The 13,988-nt window shown below is 51.3% G+C and carries 12 protein-coding genes; 7 read left to right on the top strand and 5 right to left on the bottom strand.

Translation table 11 applies throughout. From position 1 onward, the window contains the following. Window positions 1-1,173, bottom strand: coding sequence for a 4-hydroxybenzoate 3-monooxygenase (gene pobA / locus L103DPR2_RS09770; RefSeq protein ID WP_055360918.1), 1,173 nt, complete (start codon window positions 1,171-1,173; stop codon window positions 1-3). Between the two features lie 114 nt (window positions 1,174-1,287). On the opposite strand from pobA, the gene L103DPR2_RS09775 reads away from it, so the two are divergent. The 5 genes from L103DPR2_RS09775 to L103DPR2_RS09795 all read left to right on the top strand — a co-directional run bounded on the left by L103DPR2_RS09775 (window position 1,288) and on the right by L103DPR2_RS09795 (window position 7,098). After that, the gene (locus L103DPR2_RS09775; RefSeq protein WP_231717620.1) at window positions 1,288-2,139 is read left to right on the top strand and encodes a helix-turn-helix domain-containing protein; all 852 of its coding nucleotides are present in this window, start codon (window positions 1,288-1,290) and stop codon (window positions 2,137-2,139) included. Between the two features lie 89 nt (window positions 2,140-2,228). Next, window positions 2,229-3,815, top strand: coding sequence for a glycoside hydrolase family 13 protein (locus tag L103DPR2_RS09780; protein WP_055360920.1), 1,587 nt, complete (start codon window positions 2,229-2,231; stop codon window positions 3,813-3,815). Between the two features lie 81 nt (window positions 3,816-3,896). Next, window positions 3,897-4,232, top strand: coding sequence for a zinc ribbon domain-containing protein YjdM (locus L103DPR2_RS09785; protein ID WP_055360921.1), 336 nt, complete (start codon window positions 3,897-3,899; stop codon window positions 4,230-4,232). 36 nt (window positions 4,233-4,268) lie between these two features. After that, window positions 4,269-4,703: an FKBP-type peptidyl-prolyl cis-trans isomerase gene (locus L103DPR2_RS09790; protein WP_055360922.1), complete on the top strand. Its 435-nt coding sequence runs from the start codon at window positions 4,269-4,271 to the stop codon at window positions 4,701-4,703. A gap of 157 nt (window positions 4,704-4,860) precedes the next feature. Beyond that, the gene (locus tag L103DPR2_RS09795) at window positions 4,861-7,098 is read left to right on the top strand and encodes an NADP-dependent isocitrate dehydrogenase (protein WP_055360923.1); all 2,238 of its coding nucleotides are present in this window, start codon (window positions 4,861-4,863) and stop codon (window positions 7,096-7,098) included. A gap of 96 nt (window positions 7,099-7,194) precedes the next feature. Here the strand turns inward: L103DPR2_RS09795 and L103DPR2_RS09800 are convergent, their stop codons facing one another. From L103DPR2_RS09800 to L103DPR2_RS09815, 4 genes are all read right to left on the bottom strand, one after another. Further along, a complete protein-coding gene (locus L103DPR2_RS09800; protein WP_055360924.1) occupies window positions 7,195-7,536 on the bottom strand; it encodes a hypothetical protein in 342 nt (113 codons plus the stop codon). Between the two features lie 150 nt (window positions 7,537-7,686). Next, window positions 7,687-8,430, bottom strand: coding sequence for a sulfite exporter TauE/SafE family protein (locus L103DPR2_RS09805; protein ID WP_055360925.1), 744 nt, complete (start codon window positions 8,428-8,430; stop codon window positions 7,687-7,689). A 34-nt stretch (window positions 8,431-8,464) separates the two neighbouring features. Further along, window positions 8,465-9,646, bottom strand: a complete 1,182-nt coding sequence (locus tag L103DPR2_RS09810; protein ID WP_055360926.1) for an MFS transporter — start codon at window positions 9,644-9,646, stop codon at window positions 8,465-8,467. A 17-nt stretch (window positions 9,647-9,663) separates the two neighbouring features. Beyond that, complete coding sequence (locus L103DPR2_RS09815; RefSeq protein WP_055360927.1) at window positions 9,664-10,677, bottom strand: Bug family tripartite tricarboxylate transporter substrate binding protein; 1,014 nt, start codon at window positions 10,675-10,677, stop codon at window positions 9,664-9,666. 128 nt (window positions 10,678-10,805) lie between these two features. On the opposite strand from L103DPR2_RS09815, the gene L103DPR2_RS09820 reads away from it, so the two are divergent. Next, complete coding sequence (locus tag L103DPR2_RS09820; RefSeq protein WP_055360928.1) at window positions 10,806-12,770, top strand: aconitase family protein; 1,965 nt, start codon at window positions 10,806-10,808, stop codon at window positions 12,768-12,770. Continuing rightward, window positions 12,767-13,969, top strand: coding sequence for a pyridoxal-phosphate-dependent aminotransferase family protein (locus L103DPR2_RS09825; protein WP_055360929.1), 1,203 nt, complete (start codon window positions 12,767-12,769; stop codon window positions 13,967-13,969). Before L103DPR2_RS09820 ends, L103DPR2_RS09825 begins: the two co-directional genes overlap by 4 nt. Window positions 13,970-13,988 lie beyond the last annotated feature (19 nt).

Below are 13,988 nucleotides of genomic sequence, written 5' to 3' on the forward strand. Positions count from 1 at the left end.
TCAGAAAGGCAATCCCACGTAATTTTCTGCCAGAGAACTTTGGGCTGCATCGGATGAGAACAAATAGGCCATCTCAACTTCTTGCAGCTTTTGGTCATATTCGATTGAATCTGGGAATGTGTGCAACAAGGTTGTGAGCCACCATGAAAAGCGCTGCGCTTTCCAAACGCGGGACAGCGCCTTTTCGGAATAGTTGTCCAAACCTGTGCTGTCACCCTTTTGGTAGTGGTCCACAAAGCCATGGTACAAGTAGTAAATGTCAGACCCTGCAGTGTTCAAACCCCGTGCACCAGTGGGCGGCACAATGTGGGCCGCATCACCTGCCAAAAACATGTTGCCGTAACGCATGGGTTCAGCCACAAAAGATCGCAGCGGTGCAATGGACTTTTCGATGGTGGGACCTGTGATCAATTGCTCAGACACTTCTGCGGGCAAACGACGTTTCAACTCCGCCCAAAAAGCCTCATCCGACCAATCTTCAACTGAATCAGTCAGTGGCACTTGGATGTAGTAACGGCTTAAAACTTGTGAGCGCAAAGAGCACAGTGCAAAACCACGCGGGTGCTTGGCGTAAATCAGCTCAGGCGAAACTGGTTTGGTTCGAGACAAGACGCCCAGCCAACCAAAGGGATACACTTTTTCGTATTCTTTGATGACGTCGCTTGGGATGGATTTGCGGCTCACACCGTGAAATCCGTCAGCACCAATGATGAAATCGCAATCAACGCGTTTTTCCTCACCGCCCACACTGTAGGTGACGTAAGGCATGTCGGACTTCACATCGTGCGGTTGAACGTTTTCTGCGCTGTGAATCACGATGCCGTTCATGCGGTCCCGCGCTTCATACAAATCGCGCGTCAACTCCGTTTGACCGTACACCATCACGGAATTCCCACCGCTGTATTTGTGCAAATCAACCCGATTCAGTTTGTCGGCATGCGCCAAGAAAAATCCATCGTGAATTTCACCTTCTCGGTCCATGCGCTCACCGCACTGGGCTTCACGCATGAGTTTGGCAAAGCCATTTTCCAAAACACCGGCACGAATGCGACTGAGCACGTAATCCCGTGTTTGGCGCTCCAAAACCACCGTTTCAATGCCTTTGAGATGAAGCAACTGGGAGAGCATCAGGCCAGATGGCCCGCCACCGATGATGCAAACTTGGGTTTTCATTTGTTGTCTCCTTAAAACTTGATCTAAGGCAATTTGCCAAAACGTTCCTGAAGATAACCCTTAAGCGACCAGACAGGAATGGCTGAAACTGGCAAAAACTTGTACATTTCGAACATGGAAAAAACACTTGCCCATGTACAGAGCTACAGTCTATTTGGCGAATCGACACATTTGCCAGACGTGTTGCACTGCGAAACCATTGCAGACCGTTCTGAACTGCACGACTGGGAGTTGGCACCCCATCGACATGCACGTTTGCATCAAGTCTTGCTGATAGCGAACGGCGGTGGTTGGGCAACCTTAGATGGGAAAACCCAGGCCTTGCCCACAGGTTCCTTGGTCAATGTGCCACCCGAACATGTCCACTCCTTTCGATTTGAAAAAGACACGCGCGGTTGGGTCACTACCTTGGCCGATGAATTACTGGACGAACTGTTGGTGGGCGGAGGCACCCTTCGTTCTGAACTTGATCAGGCCTGTGTGCTGTCCGCTGACACCTTCGTCACCCAAACTGTTCATCAGATATGGCTTGAGTTCTCCGCGCAAGAAAAAGCCCGCGCGCTGGTGCTGCGAGGACTGAGTGGCGTGTTGTTGGGCTGGGTTGCAAGACAACTTGCCCAGAGCACATTGGCGGACGCCAAATTCAATGACTCGGAATTGGTTCAGCGGTTTAAAGAGTTGATTGAGCTCAACTTTAAAGCCCATTGGTCTGTGAGCCAGTATGCCAAAGCCTTGTCTATCTCTCCAACCCATTTGAGCCGGCTCACGCGCGCTGCCAATGGAAGCAGCGCACTGCGCATGATTGAAGCCCGACTGATGCGCGAAGCACGTCGAAATTTGGCTTATACGAACCTCAGCATCTCCAGCATTGCCTACACACTGGGCTTTACAGATCCCGCCTATTTCTCTCGCGTTTTCACACGTGACGCAGGCATTTCACCAAAGGCATTTCGAGCGCAGATTTAATTTGGTAATTCGAATGAATCTCGTGGAACTCTCACATGTCGGGTTCAATCCGATAATCAGTCATCAATCTAAAAGAATAGAAGAATTTAATGAGCACCCTCAGCCCTTCACGCATTGTCGTCACCCTGATTTTTTGGAATGTATTTGCATCGCAAGCCACCCCAGTCTTGCCAAATGGCAAAACTTTTGAGGCTCGCGAAATGGACTGGCGAAATGGCGCCATCGTTTATCAAATTCTTGTCGATCGGTTTGTACCTTCTGATCATTTAGAAGCAAAAAAACACCTCTATCCATCACCCAAGGTTCTCAAAGAATGGCATGAACAGCCTCAGCGCGGCACCGAGTTAGAAGCCCAAAAGCTCAACAGTCAAGAGCTTGAATTTTGGGGAGGCGACATTCAAAGCGCTGGGACCAGACTCGACCATGTCAAGCAACTGGGTGCCACCGCAATTTACTTGAACCCTATTCACTTAGCATGGACCAATCACAAATACGACGCTCTGGACTACAAAGCCATTTCGCCAGAATTTGGTAGCCGCAAGGACTTCAAAGAATTTGCAAAGCATGCCCATCAACTAGGTTTAAAAGTGGTGTTAGATGGTGTGTTCAATCACATGGGCCGCAACTCACCACAGTTTAAAGACGCCATGGTCAACCCCAACAGCCCTTGGCGCAATTGGTTTGCAATCGGTGCGCAATACAAAGGAGGCGCTCGCGTTTGGACAGGCTTTCAAAATTTACCTGAATTGAATTTAGAAAACCCTGCAGTTCGCCAATATTTGTATGAAGCCCCCGATTCCGTGGTTCGCGGCTACCTCCGTGATGGGGCAGACGGCTGGCGTTTGGACACTGCTTACGAACTGGGTCTGCCCTACATGCGCGCCCTCACAAAAGCAGCACGCCAAGAAAAAAAAGACGCTTTGGTCGTTGGCGAAATAGTCAATTACCCCGATCAGTGGCTGACCGCGATGGATGGCGTCATGAACTTCACTTTGAGAGAAATGATTTTGGGTCTTGCAAAAGGTGAGATCAGTGCTGTGACAACTGCGCGAATGATCGAACGCATGATCCAAGATGCAGGCATTGAACCCATGTTGAAATCTTGGAACATCATTGACAACCACGACATTCCTAGAATTGCCACGCAGTTTCCTGACGCCAAACAACGCCGTTGGGTTCAATCTTTGCAATTTACTTTGCCGGGCTCCCCCAATGTGTATTACGGTACTGAAATCGGGATGACCGGTGGTGGTGATCCTGAAAATCGAAACCCAATGCGATGGGATTGGGTTGGCACTGACCACCCAGAAATGATTTGGCTCAAAAAACTGATCGACCTGCATCAGCAAAACAGAGCGCTGCGCGTGGGCAACTATCGCCGAATCGAAAGTGAACGACTGTTTGCCTTTGAAAGATACACTGACAAAACGCTTGAGACTCGACTGGTTTTGGCCAATCCCAGCAAAACAGATGTTTCTGAGACGATCATGGTTGCCAATGCAGGCTTGATGGACGACACCCCCTTTGTCGACTTGTTGGGCGCAGACATACAAAAACACATCACCACCATGGGGCCAGGCCTCATGCGCATCACTGTCCCTGCTCAAACAGTGATGGTCCTGAAGCCTGTTGAGCGGGATTTAGGTGGGTACAGCAGATACAAACGATATCCATGAAGCATGATCTTTATGAGGACCTATCAAACACACTTGACCAAGTGCTAAAGTTCAAACCTAGTGCAAACCTTTTAGACATACATGACTCTTCCCAACTGCCCTCAGTGCCAATCAGAATTCACTTATGAAGATGGCGAAAATTTCATCTGTCCAGAATGTGCGCACGAATGGCCTCAACATGTTCAAGCGGAAGTTGAAACCAGCAAGGTTTTCAAAGATGCCTCCGGCAATGTCTTGCAAGACGGCGACACCGTGACCTTGATCAAAGACCTCAAGCTCAAAGGCTCTTCAAGTGTGATCAAAGTGGGCACCAAAGTGAAAAACATTCGTTTGATCGATGGCGACCACGACATCGATTGCAAAATTGAAGGTTTTGGTGCCATGCAACTCAAAACGGAATTTGTTCGCAAAGCCTGACTCCTTCACAAAACTGAATCCTATTTTTACGCCGCCATGAAAAAAATCTTTTTCTGCTTGACCTTGACGCTTGCAACTTTGTTAACCGGCTGTGGGGGTGGCAGTAACAACACACCTTCAGGCCCCACGCTCTTGCAAACCACAGACACTTTAGTAGGTACCGGCGCAAGCGCTGTTGCAGGCAACACCCTCACAGTCAACTACACCGGCTGGCTTTACGATGCAACAGCCGCACAAAATCATGGCAAACAGTTTGACTCTTCCGTTGGCCGTGCCCCCTTTAGCTTCAAACTCGGAGCAGGCCAAGTCATTGCCGGTTGGGACCAAGGCATGGTGGGCATGAAGGTGGGCGGAAAACGGACTCTGATCATCCCCAGCGCCTTAGGGTATGGCAGTTCTGGCGCCGGTGGCGGCCTGATTCCGCCTAATGCGGCCTTGGTGTTCGATGTGGAGCTGATTGCCATCCAATAAAACACCGCCGCAACCTAGGCGCAAGCCATATTTCACCTTGCGAAATTTGGCTTGAATTTTTCGACTTTCTCTCAGATCAGCACAGTGTCAGACTTCTCTTTTAGGATCTAATACTGGCTTTCGAGATTTACTGTTGCACAACAAAAACGAGGACACAATGTCTAATCAAAAATCCAAAATCATCTACACCCTGACCGATGAAGCCCCTTTGCTGGCCACATCGGCATTTCTGCCAGTTGTTCGCACGTTTGCGGCGCCTGCGGGGATTGAAGTTGAAGCCAGCGACATTTCGCTTGCAGGACGCATCTTGGGTGAGTTCTCTGACATGCTCCCAGAAGAGCAGCGCATCCCCAACAACTTGGCCATTTTGGGCAAATTAACCCTCCGCCCCGAAGCCAACATCATCAAGCTGCCCAACATCAGCGCGTCGGTTGGCCAATTGAACAGTGCAATCAAAGAATTGCAGTCCAAAGGCTATGCCCTGCCCGACTACCCAGACAATCCTAAAAACGACCAAGAAAAAGAAATCAAAGCCCGTTACTCCAAGTGCACTGGGTCTGCAGTCAACCCTGTCTTGCGTGAAGGCAACTCAGATCGCCGTGCACCACGCGCTGTGAAAGAATTTGCGCGCAAAAACCCACACAGCATGGCCGAGTGGAGCCAAGCATCCCGCTCACACGTGTCGCACATGCATCATGGCGACTTCTACCATGGCGAAAAATCCATGACCGTTGAGCGTGCACGTGACGTGAAAATGGAACTCATCACCAAGAGTGGCAAGACTATTGTGTTGAAACCAAAGGTCTCTTTGGTTGACCGCGAAGTGATTGACAGCATGTTCATGAGCAAGAAAGCTTTGGAAGCTTTCTACGAGCGCGAAATTGAAGACGCGCACAAAACTGGCGTGATGTTCTCCTTGCACGTTAAAGCCACCATGATGAAGGTCTCACACCCCATCGTGTTTGGTCACTGCGTCAAGATCTTCTACAAAGATGCCTTCAAAAAGCACAAAGAGCTCTTTGACAGCCTTGGCGTCAACGTCAACAACGGCATGGTTGACCTGTACAACAAAATTGCGACCTTGCCCGACTCCAAGCGTGAAGAAATCATGCGCGATCTGCACGCATGTCATGAGCATCGTCCAGAACTGGCGATGGTCGACTCAGCAAAAGGCATCACCAACTTCCATTCACCGAACGATGTGATCGTCGATGCATCTATGCCTGCCATGATTCGCAATGGTGGCAAGATGTGGGGGGCTGATGGCCGCTTGAAAGATGTGAAGGCAGTTATGCCCGAGTCAACTTTCGCCCGCATCTATCAAGAAATGATCAATTTCTGCAAATGGCATGGTGCTTTCGATCCCAAAACAATGGGTACTGTCCCCAACGTGGGCTTGATGGCGCAACAAGCTGAAGAATACGGCTCTCACGACAAGACTTTTGAAATTCCAGAAGATGGCGTGGCCAATATCACCGACCTGGAAACCGGTGAAGTTTTGCTAAGTCAAAACGTTGAAGTAGGCGACATTTGGCGCATGTGCCAGGTGAAAGACGCTGCCATTCGTGATTGGGTCAAACTGGCGGTGAGCCGTGCACGCAACTCTGGCATGCCTGTTGTGTTCTGGTTGGATGCATACCGTCCGCACGAAGCCCAATTGATCCGCAAAGTGAAGATGTACCTGCACGAGCATGACATCAACGGTTTGGACATTCAAATCATGAGCCAAGTGCGCGCCATGCGTTACACACTTGAGCGTGTTGTTCGCGGCCTGGACACCATCAGTGCCACCGGCAACATTTTGCGCGACTACCTGACCGACTTGTTCCCCATCATGGAATTGGGCACCAGTGCCAAAATGCTGTCCATCGTGCCCTTGATGGCTGGAGGTGGCATGTACGAAACAGGCGCTGGCGGTTCTGCCCCCAAACACGTGCAGCAACTGGTGGAAGAGAATCACTTGCGCTGGGATTCTTTGGGCGAGTTCTTGGCTTTGGCCGTTTCGTTCGAAGACTTGGGTATCAAAACCAACAACGACAAAGCCAAACTGTTGGCCAAAACTTTGGATGCAGCCACAGGCACTTTGTTGGCAAACAACAAAAATCCCTCACCCAAAACAGGCGAATTGGACAACCGTGGCAGCCAGTTCTACTTGGCCATGTACTGGGCTCAAGAACTTGCAGCGCAAACTGATGACAAGGAATTGCAAGCCAAGTTTGCACCGATTGCAAAAGCTCTGACAGAAAACGAAAAGAAAATCGTTGAAGAGTTGAAAGCGGTTCAGGGCAAGCCTGTCGACATTGGTGGCTACTTCAAGCCCTCTGTTGAGTTGCTAGAGAAGGTCATGTGCCCAAGTCCAACATTCAACGCCATCATTCAATCCGCCAAAGCTTGAATGCAGCTCACAAAAACCAACACTCGAACCCAGTTCAGTGTTGGTTGAGTTCAAAAAAAGCCGCAGATGCGGCTTTTTTTAATGGCTCTGACAGGTTTATTCGAAAAGATCGGTTTGATTCAGATTCGAATCCTTGGCTTTCAGGTTTCTTTGTTTTTTAGTTTTGGTGGCCAGATCTGATTTGGCCGCATCTTTGATGGGCGACAGCTCCAAGATGGCCGGCAAGCGGGACGCAATCACTTTTTCAACAGGCAAAGCAATGGGCTCAGTGAGGCCGGCTGGCCAACGCTTCAAGCGCTTGAGCTCACCCCGATTCATACATCTGTAAACGGCTACCAGTTTTTGGGATGCATCATCTTCTAGGATGACGTATTCCTTGCCCAAATAAACAGCTTCCCGCCCCTTTACCGTGACTGCTGCATCGGAGGCATTTTTCATATCCGTCCTTGAATATGCCGTAATCGCGCGCAAAATAACTTTGTTCATCTAAAACTCTAGTCAAGTAACAATATGTTGAGCAACATTATGCCATTTAACAACTTGTTAAACAACGCTTAGTTAATTGACAAACTGTTGGCAATCAATGATTTAGGTTGCCACCGCGTCCCAAATCAACTTCAAGGAAAGTAAAAACAAACCAGCTTGAACCAGTCGAAAGAACCATGCATCCGCAATCCGCTTGGTCAGATAGGCCCCAAGGAAAGTACCTAACAATGCGAACGGCACCAAAACAAGAACCTTCCAGAAATCTTCTTCTGTGTAAGGACTGAGATTTTGATATGGCGCAATCTTGGACAGATTGATGATGGCAAACAAGATGGTTGCGGTTCCGGCAAACTCAGCTTTCGGCAATTTTTGAGGCAAGACAAAAATCTGAAAAGGTGGCCCACCCGCATGCGCAATGAAACTGGTAAACCCCGCTACGCCACCCCAAAAAATGCCTTTTGGAAGTGATGCCGGCTGGGGAATATCTGATTGACCTCGTTTGAACCAAGTCTGCAAGCAAAAACTCACCCCCACCAGTCCAATCAGGAATTTGATGGTCAGCTCTGAAATCATGGCGGCCGTCAACCAGCCAATCAAAACGCCAGCAATGCCTGCAGGCACCAATATTTTCAAATTCACCCAACTGTAGCTCTTGCGATAGAGCCAGACGCCAACTGCGTCTGAAATGACGAAAAGCGGCAACAACAAAACGGCAGCCTTAACAGGCGACATGACCAAAGACAACACGGGCACCGACAGCATGCCTACCAAAGGCAATCCCCCCTTGGACATGCCAATGAGTACGGCCGCAAAACTGGCCAAAACCAGATACTGATTCAGTTCCATGAAGTCCTCGGAAATTGGGCCGAAAGTCGGCAGGTCAATTCGCGTGTTGTGGATATTTCAAAACGCGCCAGCAGCTGAAAGTTGCCACCGCTGCAATGCAAAGGGTGATCCCAATGACCCAGTTGTATTGCCCCGTTAAGTCAAAAACCTGGCCCGCTAAAACAGGCCCCAACAAGTTACCAAACGCAGCACCTGTGTACAGGGTGCCAATGATGGCTGAGACCGCTTTGCCACCGAATAAATCCATGCAAATGGCAGGCAAGAGAGAAACAATGCTGCCATAGCTGAGGCCAAACCACATCGCAAAGATGGCAAACGCGATTCGATCTTCCGCAACGGCCCACACCAAGTACGAGAGCCCCATCAAACATTGCATCAGCATGAGCGTCTTCACACGACCCAACCTGTCGGCCAGCCAACCAATGGCAAAACGTCCGACCAAACTGCCAATGCCAATCAGCCCCACCAAGCCAACCGCTTGTGCTTCGGGAACGCCTGCATCCCGCGCCGCGGCAGAAATGTGCGCAAAGGGAATGAACATGACCGGCGCACCGAAAAGCGTCCCCAGATACAGCCAACGAAAAGCAGGCGTTTTCAGGGCTTCTCCAAGGCTGAGACCTGCCATGGCATGCTTAAGTCCTTGCCCCGCTTGAGGTGCTCTTTCTAATAAGTATGCGGCCAGCAATCCAACGACAGCGACGCCCAAAGACAAGGACTGAAGGGTTTCACGCCAAGTCATTTGGGTCATCCAATAACTGACGACGACAGGCAGCACCAGCGTACCAGCGCCAACACCTGAACTGGCAATGCCTGAAGCCAATCCACGACGCGTTGTAAACCAGGGCTGCACAGCGGCAATTGCCGGGGTATAGACCAATGCAATGCCCAATCCCACCAAAAGACCGTAGCTGAAATACAAAGTCAAAAGAGACTGTGCCTGACTGGTGACATACAGGCCAAGCGCAATGAAGCCCATGCCCAGCATGCAAACCACGCGCGGCCCCCATCGGTCTGCCAGCATGCCACCAAAGGCTCCCAAGATGAAATAGACCAAGCCACAAAGTCCAAAGATCCAGGAGACGTCGGCGCGCTGCGCATTGAATTCTTTGGTGAAGTTTTCAAAAAATGCAGCAAACGAATAAGACACGCCAAAAATGGTGGCCAAGCATACAAAGGTTGCCCAAACCACCACCCAAGCTTTGCGGGACTCCACCATGATGTGATGGTCGCCGCTTACTGTGGTTCGAGTTTGGCTTTTTTAACCAAGGCTGCGTACTTGGCCATTTCAGATTTAAATGCCGCCTGCGCTTGCTCAGGTGAACTGATGTTGATGGTGTTGCCCTGCTTGGCCATGGTTTCTTTCACCGTCGGATCGTTGAAAGCAGCCACGATGCCATCATGAATTCTCTTAACGTTGGCGGGGCTTAAGCCTTTGGGACCAATGACAGCAAACCATGCTTCCACAGAATACCCAGTCAATCCTTGCTCAATGAAGGTTGGGATCTCTGGCGCAGCAGCCACTCGCTGTGAACCGCACATGCCAATGGCACGCAGAGCACCCGATTTGATGTGCTGCTGCACACTGGGCAGCGCCACAGTTGCGAATTCAACTTGACCCCCAAGCAGGTCGGTCACCATAGGGCCCACACCTTTGTAGGGAATGTGCTTGGCACTGGTCTTGGACTCGTCCAAGAACATTTCAGCGGCCAAATGCAAAATGGTGCCATTGCCACCCGAAGCAAAGTTCAACTCGCCTGGTTTGTTCTTCAGCAAAGCAATGAACTCGCGGCTGTTGGTAGCAGCCACTTTCTGCGGGTTAACCACCAAGACCATGGGCGTGCTACCCATCATGGCGATGGGTGTGAAATCGCCAGGCATGTCAAAAGGCAATGACTTCAAAACACTTGGAAAAATCACCACGTTGTTGGAAACCACAGACAAAGTAAAGCCATCGGGTGCAGCCTTGGACAGTGTCTGCAAGCCCACCACACCGCCAGCACCTGGCTGATTTTCAACAACCACGGTGGTGCCCAAGGCTTTTGACAGTGCAGGCTGGGCTGCACGGGTAATGGCATCAACACCCGATCCAGTTGCATTTGGCAATACCAAGCGCAAGGGACGGTCAGATTGAGCTAAGGCCCACTGAGGCATCGCAGCCAGAGCACCTATAGTTGCCAGATGTCCCAGCGCAGCGCGTCGCTTGTGAAGGGTGGCAGTCTTTGTTGATTGAGTTGTTTTGCGGTTCATGCGGGTCTCCTTGATACATTTGTCTTGATGCTAGTTTAGTATTTTTTTCGCCCTTATGACTTTTTCTCCATGATGCGCCCAAGCGGGCCAAAGTCAATTTATGCTCTGCCTGATCAATTCCGCGCAACATGACCCATCCTGCTCCGATCCGCGTCCTTTATTTAAGTCAAGACCCCCAACTCATTCAAAGACAACTGAATGGCGAAGTGATCACGTTGGCGCAAGCACGCCCCCTGCGCGATGATGTCTCAACAGACGAGATCACGCCTGTGGCCATCTTGAGCCACTACGACGATCAATTGGGCAACTATGCGCACACAGGAACACAATGCCAAGGCATCCTTCCAATTGGCAAAGGGGTTCTGAAAGCTGCGTGTTTTCAGGTCATTGTTGCGGGCAAGCGCTATGGAAAAGGGTCTTCCAGAGAACACAGCCCCACCGCCGAAAAAATGGCTGGTGTGCAATGCATCATTGCTGAGAGTTTTGAGCGCATCTACAGACAAAACGCTGACAACATTGGCCTGTTCACTAGCACCAATTTTGAGTTGCTTGAGACGCTGACAAGCCTCACGCACATTCCAACACCACCACTCATCCAGGGTCGCGAACCTTTGGCCGCGGCCATTTTGAGTGAAGGTGGTTTACTTCGTTGGGGACAGCAACACCTTCAAACGCTTCAGTCCGCAGCAGTGCCTGCGCAAGCCAAAGCAATGAGTTTGTTTGAAAAAATTCTTCATCGCCATCAACTCATTGCGCCGTTTACACCTCGCGAACCGCAGCAAGGCGAAGGCATGTTCGTGCAAGCCCATTGGCGCTTCATTCACGAGTACTACACGGGCATGGCCAACACGCTCATGCAGTCTGCTTTGGGGCCGAATTTTGAGCTGCACAATCCCGATCAAATTGTGGTTTTTGAAGACCACTCCTCGTATGTGAACGAAAGCCCGGCACATGTGAAAAACGGGCTGATTTCCAACATGCAGGCCATGTCACAGGCACAGCGTGCATTCGTCAAAAGGCACCAGCTCAAATTCCATCAAACACTCACGGACGACGAAGCGGCGCAGGACGATGGCCGCAACAGTGCAGGCATTTCACACGCCATGATGACAGAGCACTATGCTTTGCCAGGGCAAATTGTGGTTGGCACAGACTCCCACACGCCTCACAGTGGCGCCTTGGGTTGTGTGGCATTCGGGGTGGGCACCACTGACATGGCCAACGCCTTTGTGACAGGTGCCGTTCGACTGACCTCCCCTCAAATCTTTCGAATTGATCTTGAGGGACAGATGCCAGCGGGCATCACCGCCAAAGATGTCATGCTGCACCTTCTGGCAACACCGAAGATCAAAAGTGGTCAGGGTGTCGGCAAGGTTTTCGAATTTTCCGGCTCTGGCATTCAAACCCTCTCGACGGATGAACGCGCCACATTGACCAATATGACCGCCGAACTAGGTGGTTTGACGGGCATCATCGCGCCTGATCAGGAAACCGTGCGTTTTCTCAAAGAGCGACGTGGTATCGATTTTGAATTGGAAAATTGGATGCACAGCGACCCAGAGGCTGTCTACGCGGATACGCTCAAAGTTGACTTGACAGCACTCAGCCCAATGGTGGCTTCGCCCGGAGATCCCGGCAATGGCATTCCCTTGAATTCAATGAAACAAGCCGTTCGCATCGACATGGCTTATGGCGGTTCCTGCACGGCGGGTAAACGCGAGGATTTTGAACACTACCATGAGGTCTTGTCATGGGCCAACCAGCGCAACCTGAGATTCCCGCCCCATGTCCAAGTGTTCTTGCAATACGGCACGACCGCTGTTCGTGATCATTGTCAAAAAAAGGGCTACGATGCCACCTTCAAAGCCATGGGGGTGCGGATTCTTCAGCCCTCCTGTGGTGCCTGTGCCAATTGCGGCCCAGGCTCTTCAACGTCGTCCGACCAAGTCACTGTCAGTGCGATCAATCGAAATTTCCCTGGCCGTTCTGGCCCTGGGCAAGTTTGGTTGGCCAGTCCACCCACTGTAATGGCCAGCGCGTTGGCCGGTTCCCTCACTTCTTTTGAAGCATTGAAAAGAAAGTACAACACATGAATTCTTCCATCACGCCGCGCTTGCCAGGCATTCGTTTTGTGCATTCCCCCGGACCCACACGTGTGCCCGATGAAGTGATGCACGCCATGCAGCGACCCATGACCGACTTGGCCGATCCTCGCGTAGCGGCTCTGATCGTTGCATGCGAAAAAGGCATGAAAGAGTTGTTGAATTCCCCCAGCTCGGATGTGTATTTTTACGCCAGCAATGGGCACGGTGTTTGGGAAGCCGTGGCGGCCAACTTAGGTTCAGACAATCACAGCTTGTTGATTGCCGGTTCAGGGCACTTTTCAGATCAATGGGCCATTCAAACCCAAGGCTTGGGTTTGTCCGTGATACGCACCCCTCACCAAGATGGCCAGCGCATTGATGTCAGCGCCATTGAAGCCGCGTTGAAAGCCGATACGGCGCATCGCATTTCAGCGGTGATGGCCGTTCACACCGACACCGCCAGTGGCATGACCAGCGACTTGGCTGCCATTCGCCAAGCCATTGATCGCACGGGTCACCCGGCACTGTATGTGGTGGACGTGGTGGCCTCTTTGGCTGCCGCGCCATTTGACATGGACGCATTGGGCGTTGATGTGTGCTTGGGCAGCTCGCAAAAGGGATTGATGATGCCCCCAGGCTTGGGGTTTGTAGCGGCCAATGCCAAAGCATTCGCGTGGTCGATCCAACACGCCAAGCCACGTTTCTATTGGAGCTGGCAAGAGCGCAAAACCGACAACCAATCTGCCAAATTTTGCGGTACGCCACCCTTGGCCCACTTGGCTGGACTCGAAGTTTCTTTAGGCTTACTCAAAGCAGAAGGCTTGGAGGCTGTTCATGCAAGGCATCAACGCTTGGGCGGCGCAGTCCAAGCGGCTGTGCGCTGCTGGGCCACGGCTGGGGCCGTCAAACTCCATTGCAAAGATCCACTGGGATTTTCCACTTCAGTCACGGCGGTTGAAGTTTCCCCAGGCATTGACCCAGAGGCCTTGCGCGTGGTGGCTCGCGAGAAATTTCAAGTGGCCATGGCGGGTGGACTTGGGCCCCTGGCCGGTCGCGTGTTCCGCATTGGCCACTTGGGCGACATGAATGAGCCCATGATATTGGGTGCACTGGCTGGCATTGAAGCTGCCATGACCGTGCAAAAAATCCCTTACGGCCCTAACGGCATGGCTGCGGCCATTGCCTACCTCGCACAGCACACCCCCTGACGCATCAGAGGTGCTCCAT

The sequence above is a fragment of the Limnohabitans sp. 103DPR2 genome (assembly GCF_001412575.1).
Taxonomy (GTDB): Bacteria; Pseudomonadota; Gammaproteobacteria; order Burkholderiales; family Burkholderiaceae_C; genus Limnohabitans_A.